Here is a 25,673-nt window from a genome sequence, read left to right on the forward strand (position 1 = left end):
TGCGGGGTCACAGGAGACACGGGCCCGGTGGGGCAACTCCCGGTGAAGGAGTGCCACATGGTGCACGGGCGGCATGCGACGGTCGATATGGAGTTGAAGGTGATGCTCAAGCGGTGCCGTGGTGCTTGGGGCACAGATGTGTCGCATGCGGGGCCTGACAGGACTGAGACTTTGCCGTAACCGGACTGTGCAAGGCAATTCCGAGTTGCGTGTGAAAGCTCACACCCGTGGGGACCCTGGGGATTTCGCGAAACCCCCACATACGTCGGCGCCGCCCGACTAGGCTCACAGCCTTTGTCGGACGGCGCCAATCACCGCTTGCCCCCGGTCAATTGGGGCGGGTCATTCAGACCTGGCCATCCTCCAGCATTTCGGTCACAAGTGCTGCGATCTGTGACCTCTCGGACCTGTTCAGCGTGACGTGCGCGAAGAGCGGATGGCCCTTCAGTTTCTCGACGACGGCGACCACGCCGTCATAACGCCCGACCCGCAGATTGTCCCTTTGCGCCACATCGTGGGTCAGAACCACCCGGGAATTCGCGCCGATCCGGGACAGAACGGTGAGAAGTACATTCCGTTCGAGCGACTGCGCCTCGTCGACGATCACGAAGGCGTCGTGGAGGGAGCGGCCCCGGATGTGGGTCAGGGGCAGGACCTCCAGCATCCCTCGTGCGGTGACCTCCTCGATGACCTCGCGGCTGGTGACCGCGGACAGCGTGTCGAAGACCGCCTGTGCCCAGGGGCCCATCTTGTCGGCCTCGGAACCGGGCAGATAGCCCAGCTCCTGTCCGCCCACCGCGTACAGCGGCCGGAAGACCATCACCTTCTGGTGCTGGCGGCGCTCCAGGACCGCCTCCAGACCCGCGCAGAGCGCGAGCGCGGACTTGCCGGTGCCGGCCCGGCCGCCCATGGACAGGATCCCGACGTCCGGGTCGAGCAGCAGATCGAGCGCGATGCGCTGCTCGGCGCTGCGGCCCTTGATGCCGAAGGCCTCACGATCGCCGCGCACGAGCCGGACGTTGCCGTCAGCGGTGACCCGGCCCAGGGCCTTGCCCCGCTCCGACTGGATGGTCAGGCCGGTGTGCACGGGAAGGTCGGCGACCTCGGGCACGTGGATGTGCCCCTCCTCGAAGAGGATGTCCACCTGCTCACCGGACAGGGTCAGTTCGGACATTCCGGTCCAGCCGGAGGAGCCCGTGATCGCGAGCTCCGCGCGGTACTCCTCCGCGAGGAGACCGACCGACGACGCCTTGATCCTGAGCGGGAGGTCCTTCGACACGACCGTGACGTCGAAACCCTCGGCCTGCAGATTGCGGGCCACCGCGAGGATGCGAGAGTCGTTGTCACCCAGGCGGTAGCCGGAAGGCAGCACGCTGGGGTCCGAGTGGTTGAGCTCGACACGGACGGTGCCGCCGAGTTCCCCGATCGGGATGGGGGCGTCGAGGCGACCGAACTTCACCCGGTAGTCGTCCAGCAGGCGCAGCGCCTGCCGGGCGAAGTAGCCGAGTTCCGGATGGTGCCGCTTGGCCTCCAGTTCCGTGACCACGACGATGGGGAGCACTACCTCGTGCTCGTCGAAGCGGGTCAGGGCGTTCGGGTCGGCCAGCAGAACGCTGGTGTCGAGAACATAGGTGCGCCGGTCTGGCATACGGCGCTTTGTGCTGGTCACCACGGAAGGACGTACCCCCTCGGATGAGGTCGGGGAGCGACGGAGTGGAGCTGGACCGGTTTCCGGCCGCTTCGCACGGGCCGAGAACCGGCCCCCCGCTGCTTCTTCCGTGCCGTGACCGCACGGTCGGGCTGGTGCAAAAGGGCCTCCCGGGCGGACGGCCCCGTGCCGCCCGCTGAGATCCGACACCCGTGGTTCGGGCGTCGACCTGCTTGGCTTATGCCCTCGAACAGGCGCCGCCATGCCACGGCATATGACGGCGCGCCGGTGAACTCCTCGTTACTTCCGCCCCAAACGGGGTACACGGGACGCCCTTGAAGGGCGTCCGCCGACTTTGTGCCTCAGCCGCCGTAACGGCGGTGGCGGGCCGCGTAGTCGCGCAGGGCCCGCAGGAAGTCGACCTTGCGGAAGGCCGGCCAGAAGACCTCGCAGAAGTAGTACTCCGCATGGGCCGTCTGCCACAGCATGAATCCGGACAACCGCTGCTCGCCGCTGGTACGGATCACCAGGTCGGGGTCGGGCTGGGCGCCGGTGTAGAGGTGGCGGCTGATCAGGTCCACGCTCACGGAGTCGGCGAGGTCCTCCATCGAGGTCCCCCGGTCCGCCGCGTCCACGATCATCGAGCGCACCGCGTCGGCGATCTCCTGGCGGCCGCCGTAACCGATGGCGACGTTGACCAGTATCCCGTCCACGTGGGAGGTGGACTCCTCGGCGACCTTCAACGCGGTCTGCACATGGGAGGGGAGGATGTCGGGGGTGCCGACGTGGTGGACGCGCCAGCGGCCGTCGGCGGCGAGGGTGCGGACGACGTCCTCGATGATGCCGAGGAGCGGGACGAGTTCGTCGTCGGGGCGGTCGAGGTTGTCCGTCGACAGCAGCCAGAGGGTGACGACCTCGACGTCCGTCTCGGAGCACCAGCCGAGGAACTCCTCGATCTTCTCCGCACCGGCGCGGTGACCGTGCACGGTGGTGGAACCCGAGGCCTTCGCCCAGCGTCGGTTGCCGTCCATGATGACGCCGATGTGCTTCGGCACCTGAGCGTGGTCCAGGTGACCTTCCACCCGGCGTGCGTACAGCCTGACCAGAAGGCCGCGCAGCTTGTCGCGCAGGTTCACGTGATTGTCAGCCCCTCCGTACGGTGTGGTCCCCGCGGGGCGCAGCCTACCCCTGCGGGGCTTGGGCCGTTGACGGGGGTGGGAGGCGCCGCCCCCGCCCGGGCGACTGTGCCGGGGCAAAAAAACGGGCCGGTCCGTGGGGGGGAGACGGACCGGCCCGAGGGGGGGTTTCCACCATAACCCTTCGTAAGTGATGCTGCGTGCATCGGCACGCCACAACTACTCTCCGGAGTCGTCCGGCGACGCGCCGATGAGCGCGGAGTGCGTGGTTCATGGGTGGCTCATGGCCGGAACACAACGGATTCCCAGGGAAATGGGCACGACTGCCGGAGAAAGCTGAGGTTTCGGAGCAGTCTGAGGCACCGTCGGCCAGTTGCCCGCACGTCCCTCTGTCGGGCTACCCCGGCCATGAACGCCCGCTTGACGCGGGCATCACCGCGCAGCCCCCTCCACTGCGCGGTGACGTCCACGCAGCTTTGCGCACGCGAATTACCCGGAGGAGAACTTACGTGAGGTCGACAGGGGATATGAACCGATCGCGATAACGATGTGGAAACTCTGTGGAGGCAGAATCCGGAGCGCGGGAGGCGCCGGTCGGGGCCCGGGGAGTCGGAGGGCGGTTCCTGGCCAGTCCCGCGCTACGGGCGGCGGGCCTCGAAGAGGTGGCGGGTGCTGTGCGCCACGAAGGGCCCCTCGGCCTCGATCTGCTCGTGCAGGGCGCGGAGTCGGGGCCGGTAGGCCTCCACCGTGAAGCCCGGGACCATCCACACCACCTTGCGCAGGAAGTGGACCACGGCGGCGATGTCGTGGAACTCGACCCGCAGCCGCTCCGTCCGCAGCCCGACGACCTCCAGCCCCGCCGCCTCCGCCCCGGCACGCTCGCGCTCGGGATGCCGGGCGCCGCTCACCTCCACCGGCTGCGGTCCGAGGAAGTACTCGACGAGCTCGAAGACGCTGCGCGGACCGACGTGCTGGGCGAAGTAGATGCCGCCGGGCCGGAGCACGCGGGCGATCTCTTCCCAGAGAGGCCGCACCGGATGCCTGCTGGCGACCAGGTCGAAGGTGGCGTCCGCGAAGGGCAGCGGGGCGTCCTCCGGGGACGCGACGACCGCGATGCCCCGCGGGCCCAGCAGGGCGGTGGCCTTGGCCACGTTCGCCGGCCAGCCCTCGGTCGCGACGGTGAGCACGGGGGCCTTGGGCGCCGCCCGGCCGAGCGCGAAGTCCAGGACCTCCCCTCCCCCGGTCTGCACGTCGAGCGCGGAGTTCGCGCCCGCCAGCCGTCCGGCCAGCGACATCGCGTACCCCCAGGACGGCCGCGCCTCGGCGGCCCGTCCCTCGAACCAGGAGAAGTCCCACCCCTCGGTGGGGACGGCGGCCCCTTCGGCGAGCAGTGCCTCGAAGGCGGGGTCCGCGTGGTCGCTGTCGTCACCGGTGTCCCGGCCCTTGTCGTCCATACGGGGATGGTGGCAGAGGCGTCGCCGGGGTGCCGCCGGTTTACGACGGTCCGTCACGCGTAGCGCAGCAGCACGACCCCGTTGCCGAACGCCTGGGACTCGGTGAGGCGGAGCACGGTCGGGATGCTCGCGTCCGGGTGCGGGAACAGGGGTTTGCCCCGGCCGACGAGGACCGGGTGGACGTAGACACGGAGTTCGTCGACGAGGTCGTGGCGCAGGAACGCGGCGACCAGGTCGGCGCCGCTGAGCCCCAGGTCGCCGCCCGCCTGCTCCTTGAGCAGCGCGACCTCCGAGGGGACGACGTCCCGGACGATCGTGGTGTTCCAGTCGGCGTGTTCCAGCGTCCGCGAGTACACGATCTTCGGTTTCTCGCGCCAGAGCGCGGCGAACTCGGCCATCGTCGCGGGGGTGTCCGGGTCGGCGTCCACGGTCGGCCAGTAGCCGGCCATGAGCTCGTACGTGGTCCGGCCGCTGAGCAGGGCACCCAGCTCCCGGACCATGTCGTTGAAGTGCTGGTGCAGTTCGTCGTCGACCTGGTGCCAGGAGATGTCGTGGTCCGGGCCCTCGATGTACCCGTCGAGGGACATCGACATGATCAGGACGATCTTCCCCATACGACGGTCCCCTCTTCGTGTCCCGGCTCGCTACGGTGCGAGGGATCCAGAGGGTCCAGAGGGTAGCGACACGACCGAGGGGAGACGGGGATGGCGCGCTGGCGGGACGGGTGGGGAGAACTCGTGGTGGTGGGCGACGGGGACGGGGGTGGCGGGGACGCGGGCGGCGGCGGTCTTCGGGTGCCCCTGGAGATCGCCGCCTCCTACCGGGCGCGCACCCGGGGGTTGCTCGGGCGGGACTCGGTGGACGGGGCGATGCTGCTGTCGCCCGCCGGCAGCGTGCACACCTTTCGTATGCGCATGCCGATCGACGTCGCGTATCTGGACCGGCGGCTCCGCATCATCGCCGTACGCACCATGCGGCCGGGGCGGCTGGGCCTGCCCCGGCCGCGGTCCCGGCATGTGCTGGAGGCGGCGGCCGGGGCGATGGAGGGGTGGGGGTTGCGCGTGGGGGTGCGGGTGGAGGTGAGGGTCAGCTCGCCGTACGCGGGAACGTGACCTCCACCCGGCGGTTCTTCTTGCGGCCGGCCTCGGTGGAGTTGTCGGAGATGGGGTACTGCTCGCCGTAGCCGCGGACCTCGAAGGTGATGCCCGGGTCGTTCAGGTCCCCCGCGAGCTCCGCCTGGACGGCGTCTGCCCGCTGCTTCGACAGGACGTCGCCGTGAGCGGAGGAGCCCAGGTTGTCCGTGAAGCCGAAGACCCGGACCACGCTGGTGTTGTTCTGCTTCTTGATCTCCGCGGCGATCGTGGCGATACGGGACTTCGCCTCCGTGCCGAGCTTCGCGCTGTCCTTGCCGAAGAGGACCTCGGCCTGGAGCGCGAACGTCACGTCCGCGTTGGTGTCCTCCCGGCGTTCGTCACCCGCCTCGTCCTCGACGACCTGCTTGATGTCGAGCACCTTGGGCTCGGCGAGGGTGCCGCCCTCGGGGAGCTTGAGGTCGGGGTCGTTGGGGTCGACCTCCACGGGAGCGGTGGCGGTGGGCTCGGTACCGGGGGGAACGCTGGGGGTGGTGTCGGCTTCGGCGGCGGGCGCCATGCCGACCATCACGAGGGTGGCCGCGGCCACCGCCAGAGTGAGACGTGGGGTCATGACGGCCTCACCCGGAGATCTTGATGACCCCGCTGGGGAACAGCGGGAGTTGGAAGGAGACGTCCGTCGAGCTCGCCGGGGGCGCGGGGAACTGAAGGAAGACGTCGATGGCCTCCCCGGCCTTGAGCGTCGAGAAGCCTGTGGTGGTGAGGGGACGGCCTTCGGTGTCACGCAGGACGTAGTAGCGCTTCTTGCTCTTGGAGTCGACGAGGGTCGCGCCGCCGAGGGAGAGCCCATTGTTGATGATCTCGGTCTCGTTGCCGCTCAGGGCGGACGGGATCACCGCCTCCGACCCGCTGTCGTTCTTCAGGGCGCCGTTCACCGTGACGAAGCCCCCGGAGTCGCGTACGGCGGACGTGATCTGGAGGAGCAGCCCGCTCGGACCCTTCAGTTCGGCGATCGGATCCTTCGACTGACCCTCCTGCGGGTCCGGCTGTGACCCACCGGTTCGTGAGGCGGACGACGAGCTCTGCGGCTTCTTGTCGTCGTCGCCTCCGCCGCCGCAGGCGGCCGAACCGACTGCCAGCCCGGTCACGACCGCGAGCGCGACCATCCCCCTGCGGGCTTTCGCGGTGAACCGCATGCTCATCACTCCGCTTCTTTCTGAACTCGTCGATCGCATGTCAGTCGGTGACCAGGTGGACGGCGAAGAGGTCCTCGGGGCCGGGCAGTTCGGTGAGATCGTCCGGGTCCAGCTCCCACTTCTCCCCGTCCTCGCAGGTCAGCGTGGGCAGCGCGGCGGCCTCCGGCTCCTCACCCGGCGGTTCGCCCGACGGCTCACCCGACGGTGGTTCCGGCGCTTCGAACGTGCACAGGGAGTCGATCACGGCGGTGGCGGTGGCGTGTGCCTTCGTGGTGCTCGTCTCTGGAATCACGGAGTCGCCCGCCGACTTGTTCGCCTGGACGGTGACCCGATAGCTCAGGAGTCCCTCGGGCAGGCACTGAACGTTGCCCGCGTCGTTCAGCGCCGCGAGCTGGTCCGCCCGCCAGCAGGCGTTGTCCCCACCGTTTCCCTCGAAGATGTCCTGCCACTTCGTCGGGTCCAGGACGTCCAGCTTCCACAAGTCGGCGAGGTCGTCCCTGGTCTCCTGCGCCGCCGCCAGCGCCGCCGCGTCGGCGGCCGTCTGCGCGCCGTTGCGGTTCACCGCTGCCTGGCCGACCGCGAAGTACGCGAACGCGAGAAAGAGCAGGCCCGCCACCACCGTGATGTAGATGGGGAAGACCTGCCCTGCGTCGCCGTACGTGCGCCTGGGGGGTCGTGTCAGGGGGCCACCTTGGTGATCTGGGCCCTCAGCTTGTCGACGATCGTCTGGCCCAGGTTCGTGTTGGCGATCAGGACCACGATCGCCACCACCACCGCGATGATGCCCAGGTACTCGACGGCGGTCTGCCCCTTGTCGTTGTCGGCGCGGCGCCGTACGGCCCGCACCGTCGTGTTCGTCCAGCCGCTCACCCGGACCCTGGCCGCGACGGCGGTCTTCAGCAGCAGGTCGCTCATGGCGTTCCTCTCCATCGGTGGCGTGACCGGCAACGTATGACCGTGTGTCCACCTCGGAGAAGGGTCCCTGGGCCCAATCCCGGGCCCAGTCGGAGGGCAGAAGTGAAGTCCGGCAAAGTCTCATGAGGTCACCGCCGTGCCCAGCCACTTGGCCGCGGCCTCGGAGCGGCTGCTGCTGTGCAGCTTGGCGAAGATGCGGTTGATGTGGTTCTTGACCGTCTTCTCGCTGATGAAGCAGGTGGCGGCGATCTGCTGGTTGTTCATGCCCGACGCGATGAGGTCCATGATCTCCGCCTCCCTCGCGCTGAGTTGGAACCTCGCCCTGACTACTGACGACGACTGTCTCACGATTGGTTGCAACTGCGAAAGCGCTTCCGTAGAAGTCGCTGAAAATAGGGGGGATGGGTCCGCTTTGGCGTGTGCAGTCGCATCGCTTCGTAGGTGTGCCAGTACCGCTGTCGCCGCCGTGGGGGTGAAGTGCGCCCGGCCCCGGGTGACGTCCCGCACCGCCGACACCAACTCCTCCACGGTGAACTCCCCGTGGACGAGATAGCCCCCGGCTCCACCGCGCAGGGCTTCCTGGACGATCTCGGCCTCGTGGCTGTACGTCAGCATCACGACCCTGGCGATCCGTACCAGGTGCGGAAGGGCCGAGAGGCCGTCCACCCCGGGCATGCGGACGTCCAGGAGGACCACGTCGGGGCGGTGCAGGCGGGCCGCCTCGTAGGCCTCGCGGCCGTCCGCCGCCTGCGCGACGACCGTGATGTCCTCCTGTCCGGAGAGCAGGGCGGTCAGGCCCGCGCGGACCACCGGGTTGTCGTCGGCCACCACCACGCGCACGGGGCAGGGCCTGGGCGGTGGCGGGAAGAGCGGCTGCTCGGCGCCGGGGCGGTGGGGCGGTCGGTCCGGCATCAGACGACCTCCTCTGTGAGCGCGGCCAGTGGGAGTTCCAGGCGCACCTCGGTGCCCCGGGAGCCGCGGCCGTGGCCGATGCGGATACGGGCGCCGACGGAGGCGGCCCGCTCGGTCATGCCGACCAGGCCGAAGTGGCCGGTGCGGCGCAGCTGTTCGAGGGTGGCGCCGGGCGGGAGGCCACGGCCGTCGTCGCGGACGCTCAGGATGAGGAGCTCGCCGTGCACGGCCGCTCGCACCTCCACATGGGTCGGGGCCGCGTGGCGGTGGGCGTTCTCCATGGCCTCGGAGGTGATCGTGAGGAGCTGGCGGGCCACCGCGGGCGCGACGGGGAGCGTCGCACGGTCGCCGGAGGCGTGGTAGCTGACCGGCAGGCCCGTCCGGTCCCCGAACACGTCGGCATGGGCGGCCAGTTCGGGCAGGAGGTCGACGTCCTGCGCCGGGTCCGACTCCCGGCGGAGGTCGGTGAGGAGTTCGCGGGACTCGGCGGCGGCGCGGCGCGCGGCGCGGGCGACCAGCTCGGCGTGCTGCCGCACGATGACCGGGTCCATGCCCGGCGAGCCGGCCGAATGGGCCAGGGCGTCCGCGGCGAGGGCCACCCCGTGCAGGGTCTTGGCCACGGAGTCGTGCATCTCCCGGGCCAGTCGGGCGCGTTCGGCGGCGACCGCCTCGGTGCCGGCCAGGCGGGCCTTGACCGCGGTCAGGGCCTGGGTGGCCGCGCCGAAGCGGAGCATCAGGTGGCGCAGCGACGAGCCCATCGCGCCGGTGATGACGCAGAGGCCCGGCAGCAGCAGTCTCTCGGCGAGGCCGACGCCGGGCTCTTGCACGAGGGTCGCGTGGACCAGCAGCAGGATCAGTGACTGGAGGGACGCGAAACAGGCGGCGCCCCGCCAGCCGTAGACGATGCCGGCCAGCAGCGGGGTGCAGACGCTGACGTAGGCGAGCGTGGTGTCCGGCCCCGCCGAGATCAGCAGCAGGGTGCCGAACAGGGTGTCCACGGCCAGCAGCGAGGGGTGGCGCAGCAGGAGGGGGCCGAAGCGCTCCCAGTCGCGGAACAGGACGTAGGACCCCATGAAGGTGACGACGACGGCCGCGCCCACCAGGCGGGTACCCAGGCCAGGGGCGGCGTTGAGGAGGGCCGCGGGCGCGGCGACCGCGATCATGGCCAGCCGGAACCCGAACACCTGCCGGCACATCGCCTGGAGCGCGTTGACCTGAAGAGGGACGTCCTCCAGTATCGGCACCTCGGCTTTCGGCACCCCGGCCTTCTTCGACATCTCGGGGGCAGAGCCGGTCCCGGTGCCGGTGCGGGTGCCGGTCGGCAGGGTGTCCGCCGGTGCCGGGGCGACCTCCCGCTCCGGGCGGCGGCGCCTCAGCACTCCGCCGCGCGTCCGCGCCCTCGGCGTCACGCTCGTCGTCGTCATGGCCGTCATCCCGTCCGCCTACTCGCCCGTGATCGAGGTGAAGTCCGTGCCGGAGCCGAGCAGCATCCCCGCGCCGAGGAGGAGCATCGTCGCCGGGACCATGAACGTGGTGATCATCAGCGTGGCCTTCGGGACCGCGCGGGCCGCCTTGCGGCGGGCGTTCTGCGCGTCCGTCCGGCGCATGTCCTTGGCGATCGAGACGAGCGTGTCGACGATCGGCGCGCCGAGTTCCTCGCCCTGCTGGAGCGCCGTGACGAACATGGCGACCTGCTCGGAGTCGTTGCGGCGGCGCAGTTCCTGGAAGGCCTCGCGGCGGCTCACGCCGAGGTCCATCTGACGCAGCGTGATGCGGATCTCGTCCGCCCAGGGGCCCGCGTAGCGGGACGCCACCCGGTCGAGGGCCTGCCGGAAGCCGAGGCCCGCGCTGACCACCACGGCGAGGACGTCGAGGAAGTCCGGCAGGGTCCGCTCGATGGCGTCCTTGCGGACCCGGATCGCGGACCAGATGCCGACCTCGGACCAGAACACGCCGAAGGCGAGCATGAGCAGCCCGACGAAGAAGCTGCCCTGGAGCAGCGCGGCGAACGCGCCGAGGGCGCCGATCGCGCCGTAGACGGCGCGCCGGGCCGCGTAGCGGTCGATGGTCAGGCCGCCCGGGTTGCCCGCGAGGTCTATCCTGCGCCGGTACCTGTTGACCTGCTTGGGGCCCATCAGCCGCAGGACGGCGGGGGCGTACCGCATGCCCATGCGGTCGACGAGCGAGCCGACGGCGCCGGTGCGCGTCGAGCCGACCTCCAGGGCCAGCGCGAGGTCGCTGGGCAGCTTCACGTCGGCCCGGTACATACGGATGCCGGCGAACATGCCCCAGACGCTGAGGCCCACGGCGAGTGCGAGCAGAAGTTCCATCCCTACGCCACCTCCTGCTCAGACGTCGATACGGGACATACGGCGGATGAGGACGAAGCCGACCGCGTAGAGCCCGAACGCGATGATCACGCAGGCCTGGCCCACGGCCGAGCCCGTCATGCGGTCCAGCGTTCCGTCCTCGACGCTGTTCATGAGGAACAACGCCCCGACCCCCAGCGCGGGCACCGCGTAGGACGTCATGTTCACCTGCGACAGCTGGGTCCGGACCTCGCGCCGGGTCTCCTTGCGTTCCTCCAGGGTCTCCGTGAGGTTGCGCAGGGCGCCGACGACCTGGCCGCCGGCCCGGTTGGAGAGGACCAGGGTGGTGACGAGGACGACCAGTTCGCGGGAGGGGAGCCGGTCGGCGAGCTCGCCCAGGGCGTCGTCCATGGAGTGCCCGACCGCCAACTGGTTGGCGACCCTGGCGAGTTCCTCGCCCGCCGGGGCCTCCAGTTCCTCCGCCGCCATGCCGATCGCGGTGCGCAGCGCCAGGCCGGCGTGGGTGGCGTTGGCCAGGATGCGGGCCAGTTCGGGGAGTTGGTTGATGAACTTCTCGATGCGTTTCTGGCGTTGCCAGTTGAGGAACTGCCAGGCCGCCCAGACGCCCAGGAGGCCGGCGATCGGGCCGAAGAAGGGGGCGAGGGTGGCCTGGCCGATCAGCCACAGGCCGGCCACCGCCGCCAGCATGTAGACGAAGAACTCGCCGGGGGTCACGTCCAGGCCGGTCGCCGCCAGTTTCAGCTCCAGCCTGCGGCCCGTCCGCGTACGGCGCAGGCGGCGGTCCAGGGTGCGGAAGCGGCGTCGGCGGCCGGTGCCGGGGAGCTGGCCGGTGTAGGACAGGCGCTCCACCAGCTCCGCCCGGCGGGCGTGGCCCTGTGCGTACGCGTGCAGGCCCGCGACGGCCAAGGCGCAGGTCAGGACGGTTCCGCCGGTGGTGAGGGTGATCAGGGTCTCGAGGTCCATCAGCGTCACCGGGCTTCCCTTGTCGTCAGTTCGTGTGCCGCGCGCGCCACCCCGAACGCCTGCGGGATCGGCTGGCTCGCCATGTACAGGCGGTCCGCGGTGCGGCGTGGGAGGGGGAAGTACTCGAAGGCGCCGTAGACGCGGCCGTCGGCGGCCATCGGCTGGGCGTTGAAGCGGGCGATCGTCGCCAGCCGGTACGGCTCTCCGCCGTGGCTGTCCAGCACGGCTATCTCGGTGATGCGGCGGGCGCCGTCGGCGAAGCGGGTGAGCTGGACGACGACGTCCACCGCGCTGTTGATCTGGTCGTGCAGCGCGACGAAGGGGATCTCGACGTCCGACATCGACGCGAGGGTCTGCAGGCGCATCAGGGCGTCCTCGGCGCTGTTGGCGTGGACCGTGGCCAGGGAGCCGTCGTGGCCGGTCGACATCGCCTGGAGCATGTCGAGCGACTCGCCGCCCCGGACCTCGCCGACCACGATCCGGTCCGGGCGCATCCGCAGGGAGTTGCGGACCAGGTCGCGGATGGTGATGCGGCCGTTGCCCTCGACGTTCGGGGGCCGGGACTCCAGGCGGATCACGTGCGACTGCTGGAGCTGGAGTTCCGCCGAGTCCTCGATGGTGATGATGCGTTCGCCGTCCGGGATCAGGCCGGAGAGCGCGTTCAGCAGCGTCGTCTTGCCGGTGCCCGTGGCGCCCGAGACGATCACGTTGAACTTGGCCTGCACGAGACCGGCCAGCAGGTACAGCATCTGCTCGTCCAGCGAGCCGAAGCCGATCAGCTCGTGGAGGGTGAAGGACCGTGGGAAGCGGCGGATGGTGAGGGTGGGGCCGGTCAGCGACAGCGGGGGGATGATGACGTTGACCCGTTCGCCCGACGGCAGCCGCGCGTCGACCATCGGGTTCGTCTCGTCGACGCGGCGGTTGACGGTGGAGACGATGCGTTCGATCGTCTGCATCAGCTGGTCGTTCGACGCGAAGCGGATGGGGAGTTGTTCCACCCTGCCGCCCCGTTCGACGAAGATCGCGTCGGGGCCGTTCACCATGATCTCGGTGATCGACGCGTCCTCGAGGAGCGGCTCCAGGATGCCCAGGCCCAGTGCCTCGTCGACCACCCGGCGGATCAGCTGTGAGCGTTCCACCGTGGACAGGACGGGGCCCTCGCGGCTGATGATGTGTCCGAGGACCCGCTCCAGCCGCGCCCGGCGCTCGGCGGCGGCCAGCGAGCTCATCTCGGCGAGGTCGATCTCCTCCAGCAGCTTGGCGCGGTAGGAGGTCACCAGGTGGCCGTCCTCGCCCCGGCCGCCGTTCTCCTCGGGGGAGGTGATGCGTGCCCGCAGGCTCATGTCGGATGCCCTTCCCTCAGTGGTCGACCGGCATCGTGGCCGTCTTGTGGGCCTGACCGAAGTCCCCGATGCCGGGAATGACGGACGGGATGGTGACGGTGGAGGTGACCCGGACCTCGTCGCCCAGGCCGGCCGCGCTGCAGCTCACGTCCAGCCAACTGCTCACCGCCCGCTCGCAGTCGGCGCCGTAGTCCTCGTCGAGAGAGGCGCTGCGGGCTCCGGTCCTGGCCGCCGTGCCCGCCTGCTGTGCCGCGTACGCGATCAGGCCGAGCTGTACGGCACCCAGCGCGACCAGCAGCAGGAGGGGCAGGAACCCCAGGTACTCCAGGGCCGCTTGGCCCCGGTCCCGGGAGCGTGCTCCCGCGCGTGCGCGGCGTCCGTGGGCCATCTCAGTCGCCGTCCTCTTCCTCGACGGCGCCCGCGTGACCGTGCACCGTGAACGGGAAGTCGATGGTGCCGGGGAAGAGGACCGGGACCTTGAGGGAGACGTCCGCCGTGACATAGCCGCTGCCGCCGCACTCCACCACGGCGTTCCCCTTCCACGCGTCCCCGAGCTTGTCCAGGCCCGCCTGCCGGCACGCCTCGAGCCGCTCCCCCGGAGGGGCCGCCGTCCCCGCCCGCACCGCCTCGTCGGCAGCATGCCCCGCGAGCGTGAACGTGTACCCCACGAGGACGAACTGCCACACCACCACCAAGGTCACGATGATCAGCGGTGTCATGCCGAGGAACTCGATGGTGACCTGGCCCCGGTCGCGTGCCCGATGTCCCCACATGCCGTTCACTCCCTCCGCCGCCGGAACCCGGCCGCGCCCCGGTCCCCGCGCGCCCGTCCGCCGGACCTGCGCACGAGGGCCGTCTCCGGGGCCTTGACCAGCCCCAGTTCGGCCGCGAGCGCCCACAGGGCCTGCCGGACGGTGCCCTTGCCGTCGAGGGCGTGCACCCGGCCGGCGTCGACCGCGGCCTGGAGTTCACGGAAGTTGGCGGGGACCGTGGTCGCGGCGATCGCCGTGCCGGTGATCTTCTGGATGAGCGGGGGCTGGATCTCCGTACTCCGGGTGTGGCGGTTGACGACGACGGTCGTCTCCTCGGCCTTGCGGATCTGGAGCCGGTCCCACATGCGCACGGTGCGTTTGGCGCCGCGCACGGCGACGACGTCCGGGGTGGTGACGAGCAGGGCCCGCTCGGCCAGTTCGACGGCGGCCGCGCCCGCGCCGCTCAGCTGGGCGCCGCAGTCGACGACGACGACCTCGTAGCGGGAGCGCAGGGCGCCGATGATCTGGCGGGCGGCACGGTCGGTGACCTCCTCGCCGCGTTCGCCCTCGGCCGGGGCGAGGAGCAGGGCCACGCCGGTGTCGTGCCGGAAGACGGCCTCGGCGAGGATGCGGGGCGAGAGGTCGGTGATGGCGGCCAGGTCGACGACCGAGCGGCGGAACTGGACGTCCAGGTAGGAGGCGACATCACCGGACTGGAGGTCGAGGTCGACGAGGGCGGTGGGGCGGCCGGACGCCTGGGCGGCGAGGGCGAGCTGTACGGCCGTGAGGGTGGTGCCCACGCCTCCCTTGGCACCGCTGACCGTGACGACGGTGCCGCCGACACCGGTGAACACGTCGGCCCCGTGCCCGAGATGGCGCCGTACGCCGACCGACCACTGGGCGACGGCCTGGACGCGGTTCGCGAGGTCCTCGTAGCTCAGTGGGAGGGTGACCAGGCCGCGGGCGCCGGAGTCCATGGCGGCGGCGAAGAGGCCGGGCCCCACGTCGGTGGTGACGAGGATGACGCCGACCGCGGGAAACCGCAGGGCGACCTCCCGGACCAGCTCCAGCGCCGGTACGGGGCCGATGCGTTCGTGGACGACGACGACCTCGGGCAGTTCGTCGACCGACTCGGCGGCGAGCCGGGCGAGGGTGTCCACGAGCTGGGTGGAGTCGGAGACCGGGGCGACCGGTTCGGCGTCCGGGAGCTGGCTGAGCAGGGTGGTGAGGGAACGGACCGCGTCCGCGTCGCCGACGGCCGGGAGGATCCTCGTGGGCATGGGCGGCGGCCTCTCACTTGTCCGTGACGAGTTCGTAGGTACGGTCCTGGTCGGGGACCGTGGTGTCGCCGCCGGGCGCGACGAGGGCGAGGCGGACGCGCTTGGCGAAGGACTCGGCGTAGGTGATGCGCTGGGCGTCGAGCGTGGACAGCGCGAAGGTGATGGGGACCGCGTCGGTGGGCGACTGGCCGCGGTTGTTCTCGTCCGGCTCCAGGGCGGTCAGTTCGCCCACGTCGAGGACCCGGGCGTTCGTCACGATGATCTTCGACTGGTCGGGGTCGCTCTCCCGGGCACCCTCGAAGGTGGCGTACACGTTGACGGACGACCCCGGGGTGATCTTGCCGGCGACACCGGTGGCCGCGTCGATCATGATGGCGACCTCCTGCTGGCCCGGTTGGAGCGCGGGCTGGTCGACGATCATGTCGCTCTGGAGCAGGGAGCCCTTCTTCAGCGTCGTCACGGCGATCTTGCCGCGGATGGCGGCGAGGTCGGTGACCGCGTTCTCCGACAGCCAGCGCTCCGGCATCTCGATCTTCTTGAACTGGCCCGCGTTCAGGGTGGTGTAGGGCGCCACGTCGGAGCGCAGCTCGTACGCCGTGACCTCGGGGCCGACCTTGGACTTCACGTCGTCGATGACGGAGAGGACGCCGGCGAACGCGCCGAGGGCGCACAGGACCGACAGGAGCAGGAGAATCACGCCGCGGCGCTGACGGGAGTTCATGGGCCGTACAACCTCGTTGGGGGTCGGGTCGAGCGGACGGGAACGGGCGTACAGGTCGAGCTGGTTCGGTCGGGCTGGTGCGGTCGATCTGGTGCGGTCGGGCTGGTTCAGTCGCCCGCGGTGAGCGCGCGGGCGGCGGGGCGGGCGGTGAGGTCGGAGGCGGGCGGCGGGGTGGCGGAGCAGAAGACGCAGCGGTCGCCGATGACGTCGATGCCGCACCAGTGGCAGACGCTCTGCCGCACCGACGTGACCAGCTGGTAGAGGACCGACAGGTCGGGCAGGTAGGCGCAGAACTCGATCACCTTGCCGGTGCCCCACCAGTCGGCGGACTCGGCGGGCAGGTGCGTCTCGCGCAGCCCCTGGACCTTCCAGGCGGGGGCGAGGACCTCGGTGACCCAGTCGGACTGCAACTGCCCGCGGGCGACGAGCAGCCAGGTGCCGAACTCCGGTCCGGGCAGCACCGTTTCGGGGGTGGCCTTGACGAGTTCGGGCTGCGGGTGGGCGAGCACACCGAACTGACTACCCGGAACCCATGACCTGGCATGCGATGTCAGGCCGACCACGGGCACCCGGTCGAGGCGGGCGACCGAGCCGAGCAGGGCGCCCGCGTGGAGGTAGTGGGTGAGCAGCCGGCCCGCGGCGGCGAGGACGCCGGGGCCGAGGTCGCAGGAGGCCAGCTGTCGCAGCTGGCGGGCGAGGACGGCCGTCGCGAGCGGCGGGAGGTCGGGGCGGAAGAGCGCGATGCGGTCGCTCTCCAGGAGGGAGCGGATGGTGTGCAGGCGCTGCTCGACGGCGCCGGGGGCGGACCGCGAGTACACGACGATCACGTGTCCGTACTGGTCGACGAGGGCCTGGACGGCGGCGAGGGCATGGTCCAGCGGCTGCCGGTCGAGGTCGGCGAGCACGGTGGCGGGCAGGGTGCGTTCATCCTGCGGCGGCAGCGCCAGATCGGCTCCGGTCACGGCAATGGCTGTTGGCACGCGCAGCTCCCCGATTCCCGCGGTCCGGCCCACCGGCGTTACTCCGGTGCACCGGGGTGACTTCATTGCGTGACTACCTCAGCACTGTATCCACGCCTCTGTGGCCGGAGAACAGCTTTCCCTGGCTGCCAAGCAACTCTTCTTCGCGCAAGTCCCGCCAAATCGGGGCAGGTTACGCACGCGTGTCCTCCACCGGCCCTCCACGACCGGACCTCTTGACAACAGAATTGGTCTGGACCAACTTACTGTCATGTCCCCATCGAAACGAACGACACGACTCGGGTCGGGAGCCGCGGGCGTCCTCGCCGCCGCCCTCGCCCTGTCCATGACGGGCGCGGCTCAGGCGTCCGCCGCGGACCTGAACAACGCGAAGAACGCCGGCTTCGAGTCCGGCCTGGCCAACTGGACCTGTTCGGCGGGCAGCGGCACGACCGTCTCCTCGCCGGCGCACGCGGGCGCGGCCGCGCTGAAGGCGACACCGGCGGGGCAGGACAACGCCCGGTGCGCCCAGACGGTGGCAGTGAAGCCCAACTCGACGTACACGCTGAGCGCATGGGTTCAGGGTGGCTACACCTACCTGGGCGTGACCGGCACCGGCACGACGGACGTGTCGACCTGGACGCCCGACTCGGCGTCGTGGAAACAGTTGTCGACGACCTTCACCACCGGCGCGTCGACCACGTCCGTATCCGTGTACACGCACGGCTGGTACGGCCAGGCGGCCTACTACGCGGACGACGTGTCGGTGTACGGCCCCGACGGCGGCGGAGGCGGCGACCCGGCCCCGACGGTGCCCGGCGCACCGGCCGGGCTGACCGTGTCGGGCACGACCTCGTCGTCCGTGTCTCTCGCGTGGAACGCGGTCTCCGGCGCGACCGGCTACTCCGTCTACCGCGGCGGCACGAAGGTGACGGCGGTGACCGGGACCTCGGCGACCGTGACCGGCCTCGCCGCCTCGACGTCGTACAGCTTCCAGGTCACGGCGACCAACGCGGCCGGCGAGTCGGCGAAGTCGACGGGGGTCACGGGAACGACGACCAGCGGCAACACCGGGGGCGGGACCGTGCCCAGGCACGCCGTGACCGGCTACTGGCAGAACTTCAACAACGGCGCGACCGTCCAGAAGATCTCGGCCGTCTCCTCCCAGTACGACATCATCGCCGTGGCCTTCGCGGACGCGACGACGACGCCGGGGGCCGTGACCTTCAACCTGGACTCCGCGGGCCTGGGCGGCTACACGGTCGACCAGTTCAAGGCGGACATCAAGGCGAAGCAGGCGGCCGGCAAGAAGGTCATCGTCTCGGTGGGCGGCCAGAACGGCACCGTGTCGGTGAGCGACCCGACGTCCGCGGCGAACTTCGCGAACTCGGTGTACACGCTGATGCAGACGTACGGCTTCGACGGCGTCGACATCGACCTGGAGAACGGTCTGAACGCGACGTACATGTCGCAGGCGCTGCGGTCGCTGTCGTCGAAGGCGGGCTCCGGGCTGGTCCTGACGATGGCCCCGCAGACGATCGACATGCAGTCGACGTCGAACGGCTACTTCCAGACGGCGCTGAACGTGAAGGACATCCTCACGGTCGTCAACATGCAGTACTACAACAGCGGTTCGATGCTGGGCTGCGACGGCAAGGTCTACAGCCAGGGCTCGGTGGACTTCCTGACGGCGCTGGCCTGCATCCAGTTGGAGGGCGGCCTGGACCCGTCCCAGGTGGGCCTGGGCCTGCCGGCCTCGACGAGCGGCGCGGGCAGCGGATACGTGTCGCCGACGGTGGTCAACAACGCCCTGGACTGCCTCACCAAGGGCACGGGCTGCGGCTCCTTCAAGCCGTCGAAGACCTATCCCGCGCTGCGGGGCGCGATGACGTGGTCGACGAACTGGGACGCGTCGGCGGGCAACGCGTGGTCGGCGGCCGTGGGCCCGCATGTGCACGGACTGCCGTAACGGCGGGCCGTGCGGGGTCACGGGCGGCGGGTGAGCCGGTGACAGGCGACGGATGACGGAGGGTGTCGCTCCACGGGACGACCGTGGAGCGACACCCTCCGGTGCGTCCGCGCTAGTACCCCGCGGGCCGGTAGTGGCCCAGCACCCAGGCCAGTTGGGCGAACCAGCCCTGCAGCCGCTCCCTCGGCTTCGCCGTCACCACGCACTCGTAGACCCTGCCGTCCATGTGCACCACGGCGACCATGAGGGCCTTGCCGTTGGGGCTCGCCCGGTAGTGGACACTGCGGATCTCGGGCCAGGGGAACTCGACCGTGATGTCGTACATCTCGAAGGCGACGCCCGCCGCGTCCACGACGACCGAGTTGTGCTTGTCGACCGCGAGGAACTCCGGACCGGGCGGTGGCTCCGCCTGCGGGGCGTACTGCGGGGCGTGGTGCTGCGGGTGCTGCGCGTACGGCGGGTGCTGCGGGTGCTGCGGGTGCTGCGGGGCATACGGCGGCGGGGGCGGGCCGAAGCCCGGCGGCGGCGGAGGGGACGGCGGCTGGTCTGTCACCACGAAAAAGTACCCCCGCGATCCTGTGCGGCCACTTTCGGTCTCCCCTGAAACATTTCCCGCACCCCACCGCATTAGGGAGTTGAGGACAACACGGCAACCGCACAGGGGGATCATTCATGAGACAGGCCGCCCGCGCGGACGAGTACGCCGAGTTCGCGGCGGCGCGCACCGGGCATCTGTACCGGTCGGCGTGTCTGCTCACCGCCGGGGACACTCACCTCGCCGAGGATCTGGTCCAGGAGACCCTCGGCAGGCTGTACGTCCGCTGGGGGCGGGTGTCCCGGGTCGACAACCCGGCCGGCTACGCGCAGACCGTCCTCACCCGCACCTTCCTCGCCCACCAGCGGCGGCGCAGCAGCCGCGAGCGGGCCGTGGAGACGTTCCCGGACGTGGCCGACGGCAGCGGTACCGACACACCGTTGCGGCTGACCCTGATGCAGGCCCTCGGGCGGCTGCCCGCCAAGGACCGGGCGGTCGTGGTCCTGCGGTACTGGGAGGACCGCTCGATCGAGGAGACCGCAGGCGCGATGAACGCGAGCTCGGCGGCCGTGCGGACGCGCTGCTCGCGGGCCCTGGGCCGGCTGCGGGAGCTGCTGGGCGAGGACATCGGCGAGTACGCCCGCCCCTGAGCCGCCCGGCACCCGGCCCCCGGTACCGCGCATCGCGTCCCTCGCCCCCGTACTTCGCACTCTCTTCGACCCCTCTCGCCGAAAGCGGTGGTTCACCATGCCCGTCGACCAGTACACCGACCCCTTCGAGGAGCAGCTCTCCGTCGCCCTGCGGGAGGCCGGCGGCGCCTTCGACAGCCCCGCCGCGCTCGCCGCCGCCGGGCGGGCCCGGGGCGACCGGATGCGGCTGCGGCGCAGGACCGCGATCGCGGGGGGAGCGGCGAGTCTCGCCCTGGTGGGGGTGGGCGGGGCGCTGCTCGTGCCCTGGGGCGGCAGGCCGGCGTCCCAGCCCTCCTCGGTCGCCGCGTCCGGCAGCGGCAGCGCCAAGCCGGTCTACTCCCCCGACGACATGGTCCGCACCCTCCGGCAGCTGCTCCCCGAGGGCGAGTTCAGCAGGACGGACGCGCGGGGCACGGGTGAGGACCGCCCGCCGCTGGCGGTGGGCGTGTTCGACGACGGCAAGGGCGAGGGATCCGTCTCCGTGGGCCTGGGCCGGATCCCGGCGGACGGGGGTGAGATCAATCCGTCCACCGCGGTGATGCCCTGCCCGGAGGAGGAACAGTCGAGCCTCGACAGCTGCCGGACCGAGCTGCTGCCCGACGGGTCCGCGATCACCGTCTACCAGGGCTACGAGTATCCCGACCACCGCGAGAACCTCAGGTCGTGGGGCGCGGACCTGGTCACCCCGGCCGGGCACCGGGTGAGCGTCACCGAGTGGAACGCCGCCGCGGAGAAGGGCAAGCCCGTCAGCCGCCCCGAACCGCCGCTGACGACAGGCCAGTTGAAGACGCTGGCCGCGGCCTCGGAGTGGCGCCGGATCGCCGACGCCATCCCCGGGGAGGAGAAGAAGCCGGTCTCCCCGTCGGGCTCGTCCGCCCGGCCCGCGGAGATGGCCGGCTGGCTCATCCTGCGCAAGCTCAGCCTCCTGCTGCCCAAGGACCTGGAGACGGTCAGGAACGGCAGTCAGGAGACCGGGTACGGCTACTTCGTCGTCGACGACGGCAAGGGCGCGAGCCTGGTCCAGGTCAACGTGCAGCCGAACATGTCCGACGTGGCCGACCAGCTGTACGGCTCCGGCGACGAGACCCTCGCCGACGGCACCCGTGTCTCGGTGAAGCAGGGGCCCGGCGAGAAGGGCGGTGCGGGGGTCGTGATGTGGACCGTGGACACCCTGCGCAAGGACGGTCTGCGGGTGGTCGTCAGCGCCTTCAACGCCGCCGAGCAGGGCCAGTCCGCGACCCGTGCGAAGCCCGCTCTCACGATCGAGCAGCTGCGGGCCATCGCGCTCAGCGCCCGGTGGACGGCCACCGAGGACTGATGGACGGAGACCGCGAATGGACTGGCCCTCGGGTTCAGGCTCGAACGCCCGCCAGCAGGTCGAGGATCTCCCGCGTCGTGCCCGGCTCGCCGATCAGCGGGAACAGGTACGACACCCGGTGGGGGTGCGCATCTTCGTCGATGTCGGTCATCGCGTCGACCGCGAACGTGACGTGGTAGCCGTGCTCGTGGGCGGCGCGGGCGGTCGACTCGACGCCGAGGCTGGTCGCGATGCCTGCGAGGACGATCTGGGTGACTCCCCGGCGACGCAGCTGAAGGTCGAGGTCGGTGGCGTGGAAGGCGCCCCAGGCCCGCTCGGTGACCAGGATGTCGCAATCGTGGCCGGTCAGCGGTTCGGCGATCGGGCCGAGATCGTGGGGGCGGGAGCGGCCACCGGCCTTGCGCGCCGCCTGACTGCGGCCGGGCACCGCGTCGGCGCCGTCGGGCGAGGTGGACATGCGGACCAGGACGACGGGGGCGCCCGCGGCGCGGAAGGCGTCGGCGAGTTCGGCGGCGCGGGCCACCACGTCCGCCGCCGGGTACGGCACGGTGGGGGCGGCGAGTGTGCCGGCCTGGAGGTCGATCAGCACGAGCGCGGTCTTGTCGTCCTGCGCGGTCACAGCCACGGCGACGGCACCTCTCCTAGGGTATCGGCAGCCCAGGAGAGGTGATTGCGAAACTCAAGCTGGAGTTAGGCAAGTTCGAGCCGTGGTGATCATCAGAAGAACTCCGCCCACGGCTGGTCCCACACCTGTTTGACGCACAACACCAGGAACAGCAGCCCCGCCAGCGCCAGCATCGCGTTGCTCAGCGGTCCGTTGCGCCACTCGCCGGGCGTGCGCGAGGAGTTGAGCAGCCACAGCAGCGTCCCGGCCAGGAACGGCAGGAAGGCCGCGCCCAGCACGCCGTACAGGATGATCAGACGGAACGGCTCGCCCTGGAAGAGCAGCACGATCGGCGGGAAGGTCAGCCACAGCAGATACGCGCGGAAGGGCCAGGAGTGTTCCCGCTCGCCGGAGGCGACCTCCGCCCCGCTCGCGTCGCCGCGGCCGCGGTAACGGGCCACGAAGTCGGCGAACATCAGGCTCACGCCGTGCCAGACGCCGATCAGGGAGGTGAAGGAGGTGGCGAAGAAGCCGATCAGGAAGAACTTGGCGGTCGCCGTGCCGTACTTCGCCTCCAGGATGTCGCTCAGCTGGATGAGCCCCTTGTCGCCGCTCGCGATCGCCACGTTCGCGGAGTGCAGCAGCTCCGCGCCGACGAACAGCATGGCGACGACGAAGACGCCCGTCGTCACGTACGCGACCCGGTTGTCGAGCCGCATCACCTTCATCCAGCCGGTGTTCGTCCAGCCCTTGGCGTTCACCCAGTAGCCGTACGCGGCGAGGGTGATGGTGCCGCCGACGCCGCCGATCAGACCGAGGGTGTTGAGGACGGAGTCCTTCTCGTCCGGCAGGACCGGGAGGAGGCCCGCGAAGGCATCGCCGAGGTGGGGGGTGACCCGGATCGCCAGATACACCGTCACCACGAACATGACGCCCACCAGGACCGTCATGACCTTCTCGAAGACGGCGTACTTGTTGAACCAGACGAACACCAGGCCCACCAGACCGCAGGCGATGGCCCAGGCCTCGAGGTCCATCACGTCCGGGAACAGCGCCTGGAGCGGCAGCGCGCTCGACGACATCGCCGCCGCGCCGTAGACGAAGCCCCAGACGACCACGTAGACGACGAAGAACCACGTCGTCCAGCGGCCGAGGCTCGCCCAGCCGTCGAAGAGGGTGCGGCCGGTGGAGAGGTGCCAGCGGCCGGCCGCCTCGGCGAGGGAGATCTTGACCAGGCAGCCCACGACCGCCGCCCAGAGCAGGGTGTAGCCGAAGTTGCTGCCGGCGATGAGCGTGGCCACCAGGTCGCCGGCGCCGACGCCGGTCGCGGCGACGACGATCCCGGGGCCGATGTACTTCCAACTGGATCTGCGGGGGGACGCGTTGCCGATGCCGGATGGTGCCTCGGAGTGGGTGGAGTTTTCCGTGGGGGGTTCCGTGGTGTCCGCCATGGAGGTCAAGAAAACCCAAAGAGGCCGCTCCGGCAAGGGTGCGTGCGGCATCTCCACTCGATGTGCTCACACTCCGGTCCGACCCCGGATACCGGCCGACCGGCACAGGCGCGGATAAACTGCGCGGCCGACCGCTGGTCGCATTCCGCATGATTTCGGCCAGCGGCCCTTTGTCGTCTCTTGACCTGCTCATGCCATACCCCGACGATGAGCGGCACCGCACCGCCGCACACAGCAAGCGCACAGCCCCCACGACCCGGCTCCCCACAAGGAGAGTTCATGCGACTTCGCATTCGCGGCTCAGGCGCCGGCGCCACAAGCGCCCGCAGCGGCAGGCGGACCGCCGTCCTCGCCGCACTGCTCGCCCTCGCTCTCGCCGCACCGGTCTCGGCGACGGTCACCGACGCGGCGGCGGGCAGCGCACCGAAGGCGGCACCCTCCGCCGACGACATCCGCCAATACGAGATCCACGTCCACCACAGCACCCCCCAGATGCGCACCGCGATCGCCGCGTCCGGGGTGAGCGTCGACGAGGCCGACGAGGAGACCGTCGTCGTCTCCGGCCGCGCGGACCAGGTGAGGAAGCTGCGCGCGCAGGGGTACGAGGTGTCCCTGCTGGGCTCGGCACCCGACCGGGTCGCCGGGGACGAGGTAAGACTCTTCGACTTCCCGACCGCCGACTCGAAGTACCACAACTACGCCGAGATGACGGCGGAGATCGACCAGCGCATCGCCGCCTACCCGGGCATCATGAGCAAGCGGGTCATCGGCAAGTCCTACCAGGGCCGGGACATCGTGGCCGTCAAGATCAGCGACAACGTCGCCACCGACGAGGCCGAGCCGGAGGTGCTGTTCACCCACCACCAGCACGCCCGCGAACACCTCACCGTCGAGATGGCGCTGTACCTGATCCGCGAGCTGGGCGCCGGCTACGGCTCCGACTCCCGCGTCACCAGCATGGTCAACGGCCGCGAGATCTGGATCGTCCCCGACCTCAACCCGGACGGCGGCGAGTACGACATCGCCACCGGCTCCTACCGCTCGTGGCGCAAGAACCGGCAGCCCAACTCCGGCAGCTCGTACGTCGGTACGGACCTCAACCGGAACTGGAACTACAGGTTCGGCTGCTGCGGCGGCTCTTCGGGGTCCACGTCCTCCGAGACCTACCGCGGCACGGCCGCCGAGTCCGCGCCCGAGGTGAAGGTCGTCGCCGACTTCGTGCGCAGCCGGATCGTGGGCGGGAAGCAGCAGATCACCGCCGGGATCGACTTCCACACGTACAGCCAGCTGGTGCTGTGGCCGTTCGGCTACACCACCGCGGACACGGCGACCGGGATGACCGCGGACGACAACGCCGCGTTCAAGGCCGTCGGGCAGAAGATGGCCGCGAGCAACGGGTACACCCCCGAGCAGTCGAGCGACCTGTACATCACCGACGGGTCGATCGACGACTATCTCTGGGGCACGCAGAAGATCTTCTCGTACACCTTCGAGATGTACCCGTCGTCGTCCTCCGGAGGGGGGTTCTACCCGCCCGACGAGATCATCGAGCGGGAGACCTCCCGTAACCGGGACGCGGTGCTCCAGCTTCTCGAGAACGCGGATTGCATGTACCGGTCCATCGGGAAGCAGAGCCAGTACTGCGTCTAGTCGGCGGCCTTGGCGCCGGCGTCCTTGACGCCGGTGCCCTTGGCGCCGGTGCCCTTGACCTCGTCGTCCTCGGCCTCGGCGGCCTTGGTCCCGGTGTCCTCGGCGTCGGAGTCGGCGGCGGCGTTGGCGGCGGCCTCGACGGCCTCGTCGTCGGCGCCCGCTTCCGCTTCGGCTTCCCCGTCCTCGAAGTAGGCGTCGAGGACCGCGTCCAGCTGCTCTTCCCACTCCTTGAAGCGGGACCTGGCCGTCGCCTCGATCTCGATCGGGTACCAGCGGCGGTCAGGGGTGTGCACCGTGATGGTGAACCGCTTGCCGAAGCGCGGTGCCTCGGTCTCGACCGCGCCGATCTCGTCCCAGCGGAACTCGCACGACTCCTCGTCGAGGCGCAGCCGGACGCCCTTGGCGTCGGCGGCGATCCGCGCACGGCGGTCGGAGGCCTCGAAGACGGGGCCCTCGACGGACTCGGCGGAGTCGTCCGGTTCCTCGGACCCGTCGGACGTGTCGGACGGGTCCGACGTGTCCGGCTCCGCCGGCACGTCCGGGCGCTCCGGCGCCGCTGACTCCCCCTTCCCCGCCTCGGGCTCGACGGCGTCGACGCCGTCGTCCTCGGCCGGCCTCTTGTCCTCCGGCTCCGCGGTCACGGGCGACGTGAGCCCGGGGATGAATGCCGGGTCGAACCCGGCGCCCTCCAGGGGCTGGCTGCTCGAACCTATGCGCTGCTCCACAGCGGGCAGTATGGTCGAAGATCCTGTGCCGG

27 protein-coding genes are annotated in these 25,673 nt (G+C 70.6%); 5 read left to right on the top strand and 22 right to left on the bottom strand.

What is annotated here, in order from left to right; all coding sequences use genetic code 11:
- Window positions 1-346: 346 nt before the first annotated feature.
- The 4 genes from ACFVYS_RS12430 to ACFVYS_RS12445 form a co-directional block, all read right to left on the bottom strand.
- Complete coding sequence (locus ACFVYS_RS12430) at window positions 347-1,672, bottom strand: PhoH family protein (protein WP_389501354.1); 1,326 nt, start codon at window positions 1,670-1,672, stop codon at window positions 347-349.
- A 338-nt stretch (window positions 1,673-2,010) separates the two neighbouring features.
- Window positions 2,011-2,784 (bottom strand): isoprenyl transferase, encoded by a 774-nt coding sequence (locus ACFVYS_RS12435; RefSeq protein ID WP_389501356.1) that lies wholly within the window; start codon window positions 2,782-2,784, stop codon window positions 2,011-2,013.
- A gap of 638 nt (window positions 2,785-3,422) precedes the next feature.
- Window positions 3,423-4,238, bottom strand: a complete 816-nt coding sequence (locus tag ACFVYS_RS12440) for a class I SAM-dependent methyltransferase (RefSeq protein WP_389501358.1) — start codon at window positions 4,236-4,238, stop codon at window positions 3,423-3,425.
- Window positions 4,239-4,291: 53 nt separating this feature from the next.
- Window positions 4,292-4,852 carry a dihydrofolate reductase family protein gene (locus ACFVYS_RS12445; RefSeq protein ID WP_389501360.1) on the bottom strand — a complete coding sequence of 187 codons (561 nt, stop codon included), beginning with the start codon at window positions 4,850-4,852 and terminating at the stop codon, window positions 4,292-4,294.
- 90 nt (window positions 4,853-4,942) lie between these two features.
- Here ACFVYS_RS12445 and ACFVYS_RS12450 point away from each other — a divergent pair, with 90 nt between their 5' ends.
- On the top strand, window positions 4,943-5,350 hold the full coding sequence (locus ACFVYS_RS12450) for a DUF192 domain-containing protein (RefSeq protein ID WP_389501362.1): 408 nt from the start codon (window positions 4,943-4,945) through the stop codon (window positions 5,348-5,350).
- On the opposite strand, the gene ACFVYS_RS12455 is transcribed toward ACFVYS_RS12450, so the two are convergent.
- The 14 genes from ACFVYS_RS12455 to ACFVYS_RS12520 form a co-directional block, all read right to left on the bottom strand.
- Window positions 5,325-5,942, bottom strand: coding sequence for an OmpA family protein (locus ACFVYS_RS12455; RefSeq protein WP_389501364.1), 618 nt, complete (start codon window positions 5,940-5,942; stop codon window positions 5,325-5,327). The two genes, ACFVYS_RS12450 and ACFVYS_RS12455, sit on opposite strands and share 26 nt — an antisense overlap.
- Window positions 5,943-5,949: 7 nt before the next feature.
- Complete coding sequence (locus ACFVYS_RS12460; protein WP_389501365.1) at window positions 5,950-6,531, bottom strand: hypothetical protein; 582 nt, start codon at window positions 6,529-6,531, stop codon at window positions 5,950-5,952.
- Between the two features lie 34 nt (window positions 6,532-6,565).
- On the bottom strand, window positions 6,566-7,141 hold the full coding sequence (locus ACFVYS_RS12465) for a pilus assembly protein TadG-related protein (protein ID WP_389501367.1): 576 nt from the start codon (window positions 7,139-7,141) through the stop codon (window positions 6,566-6,568).
- A 62-nt stretch (window positions 7,142-7,203) separates the two neighbouring features.
- Entirely contained in the window at window positions 7,204-7,440 is a 237-nt protein-coding gene (locus ACFVYS_RS12470; RefSeq protein WP_020128040.1) for a Flp family type IVb pilin, read from the bottom strand.
- 120 nt (window positions 7,441-7,560) lie between these two features.
- Entirely contained in the window at window positions 7,561-8,352 is a 792-nt protein-coding gene (locus ACFVYS_RS12475; protein ID WP_389501369.1) for a response regulator, read from the bottom strand.
- The gene (locus ACFVYS_RS12480) at window positions 8,352-9,785 is read right to left on the bottom strand and encodes a sensor histidine kinase (RefSeq protein ID WP_389501371.1); all 1,434 of its coding nucleotides are present in this window, start codon (window positions 9,783-9,785) and stop codon (window positions 8,352-8,354) included. The genes ACFVYS_RS12475 and ACFVYS_RS12480 overlap by 1 nt, the downstream gene beginning before the upstream one ends.
- Before the next feature lie 9 nt (window positions 9,786-9,794).
- Window positions 9,795-10,682 (bottom strand): DUF5936 domain-containing protein, encoded by an 888-nt coding sequence (locus ACFVYS_RS12485; RefSeq protein ID WP_389501373.1) that lies wholly within the window; start codon window positions 10,680-10,682, stop codon window positions 9,795-9,797.
- An 18-nt stretch (window positions 10,683-10,700) separates the two neighbouring features.
- Window positions 10,701-11,645: a type II secretion system F family protein gene (locus ACFVYS_RS12490; protein ID WP_389501456.1), complete on the bottom strand. Its 945-nt coding sequence runs from the start codon at window positions 11,643-11,645 to the stop codon at window positions 10,701-10,703.
- 5 nt (window positions 11,646-11,650) lie between these two features.
- Window positions 11,651-12,988 (bottom strand): CpaF family protein, encoded by a 1,338-nt coding sequence (locus ACFVYS_RS12495; protein WP_389501375.1) that lies wholly within the window; start codon window positions 12,986-12,988, stop codon window positions 11,651-11,653.
- A 16-nt stretch (window positions 12,989-13,004) separates the two neighbouring features.
- Window positions 13,005-13,376: a TadE/TadG family type IV pilus assembly protein gene (locus tag ACFVYS_RS12500; protein ID WP_389501377.1), complete on the bottom strand. Its 372-nt coding sequence runs from the start codon at window positions 13,374-13,376 to the stop codon at window positions 13,005-13,007.
- Between the two features lies 1 nt (window position 13,377).
- A complete protein-coding gene (locus tag ACFVYS_RS12505) occupies window positions 13,378-13,761 on the bottom strand; it encodes a TadE/TadG family type IV pilus assembly protein (protein WP_389501379.1) in 384 nt (127 codons plus the stop codon).
- A gap of 5 nt (window positions 13,762-13,766) precedes the next feature.
- On the bottom strand, window positions 13,767-15,020 hold the full coding sequence (locus tag ACFVYS_RS12510) for a CpaE family protein (protein ID WP_389501381.1): 1,254 nt from the start codon (window positions 15,018-15,020) through the stop codon (window positions 13,767-13,769).
- 13 nt (window positions 15,021-15,033) lie between these two features.
- A complete protein-coding gene (cpaB, locus tag ACFVYS_RS12515) occupies window positions 15,034-15,741 on the bottom strand; it encodes a Flp pilus assembly protein CpaB (protein ID WP_389501383.1) in 708 nt (235 codons plus the stop codon).
- A 107-nt stretch (window positions 15,742-15,848) separates the two neighbouring features.
- Entirely contained in the window at window positions 15,849-16,721 is an 873-nt protein-coding gene (locus ACFVYS_RS12520) for a hypothetical protein (protein WP_389501385.1), read from the bottom strand.
- 250 nt (window positions 16,722-16,971) lie between these two features.
- Here ACFVYS_RS12520 and ACFVYS_RS12525 point away from each other — a divergent pair, with 250 nt between their 5' ends.
- Window positions 16,972-18,669: a chitinase gene (locus ACFVYS_RS12525; RefSeq protein WP_389501387.1), complete on the top strand. Its 1,698-nt coding sequence runs from the start codon at window positions 16,972-16,974 to the stop codon at window positions 18,667-18,669.
- A 112-nt stretch (window positions 18,670-18,781) separates the two neighbouring features.
- Here the strand turns inward: ACFVYS_RS12525 and ACFVYS_RS12530 are convergent, their stop codons facing one another.
- On the bottom strand, window positions 18,782-19,222 hold the full coding sequence (locus tag ACFVYS_RS12530; RefSeq protein WP_389501389.1) for a hypothetical protein: 441 nt from the start codon (window positions 19,220-19,222) through the stop codon (window positions 18,782-18,784).
- Window positions 19,223-19,341: 119 nt separating this feature from the next.
- On the opposite strand from ACFVYS_RS12530, the gene ACFVYS_RS12535 reads away from it, so the two are divergent.
- Together ACFVYS_RS12535 and ACFVYS_RS12540 are read left to right on the top strand one after the other, a co-directional pair.
- Window positions 19,342-19,854 carry a SigE family RNA polymerase sigma factor gene (locus ACFVYS_RS12535; protein ID WP_389501391.1) on the top strand — a complete coding sequence of 171 codons (513 nt, stop codon included), beginning with the start codon at window positions 19,342-19,344 and terminating at the stop codon, window positions 19,852-19,854.
- Between the two features lie 97 nt (window positions 19,855-19,951).
- Complete coding sequence (locus ACFVYS_RS12540; RefSeq protein WP_389501393.1) at window positions 19,952-21,211, top strand: hypothetical protein; 1,260 nt, start codon at window positions 19,952-19,954, stop codon at window positions 21,209-21,211.
- A gap of 34 nt (window positions 21,212-21,245) precedes the next feature.
- On the opposite strand, the gene ACFVYS_RS12545 is transcribed toward ACFVYS_RS12540, so the two are convergent.
- Entirely contained in the window at window positions 21,246-21,836 is a 591-nt protein-coding gene (locus ACFVYS_RS12545; RefSeq protein ID WP_389501394.1) for an isochorismatase family protein, read from the bottom strand.
- Between the two features lie 92 nt (window positions 21,837-21,928).
- Window positions 21,929-23,266 (bottom strand): Nramp family divalent metal transporter, encoded by a 1,338-nt coding sequence (locus tag ACFVYS_RS12550; RefSeq protein ID WP_389501396.1) that lies wholly within the window; start codon window positions 23,264-23,266, stop codon window positions 21,929-21,931.
- Between the two features lie 279 nt (window positions 23,267-23,545).
- On the opposite strand from ACFVYS_RS12550, the gene ACFVYS_RS12555 reads away from it, so the two are divergent.
- Window positions 23,546-24,916 (top strand): M14 family metallopeptidase, encoded by a 1,371-nt coding sequence (locus ACFVYS_RS12555; protein ID WP_389501398.1) that lies wholly within the window; start codon window positions 23,546-23,548, stop codon window positions 24,914-24,916.
- Here ACFVYS_RS12555 and ACFVYS_RS12560 read toward each other — a convergent pair.
- Window positions 24,913-25,641, bottom strand: a complete 729-nt coding sequence (locus tag ACFVYS_RS12560; RefSeq protein WP_389501400.1) for a hypothetical protein — start codon at window positions 25,639-25,641, stop codon at window positions 24,913-24,915. The genes ACFVYS_RS12555 and ACFVYS_RS12560 overlap by 4 nt on opposite strands.
- Window positions 25,642-25,673: the final 32 nt, after the last annotated feature.

This window comes from Streptomyces sp. NPDC058295, from assembly GCF_042880655.1.
In the GTDB taxonomy this organism is placed as follows: domain Bacteria; phylum Actinomycetota; class Actinomycetes; order Streptomycetales; family Streptomycetaceae; genus Streptomyces; species Streptomyces coriariae.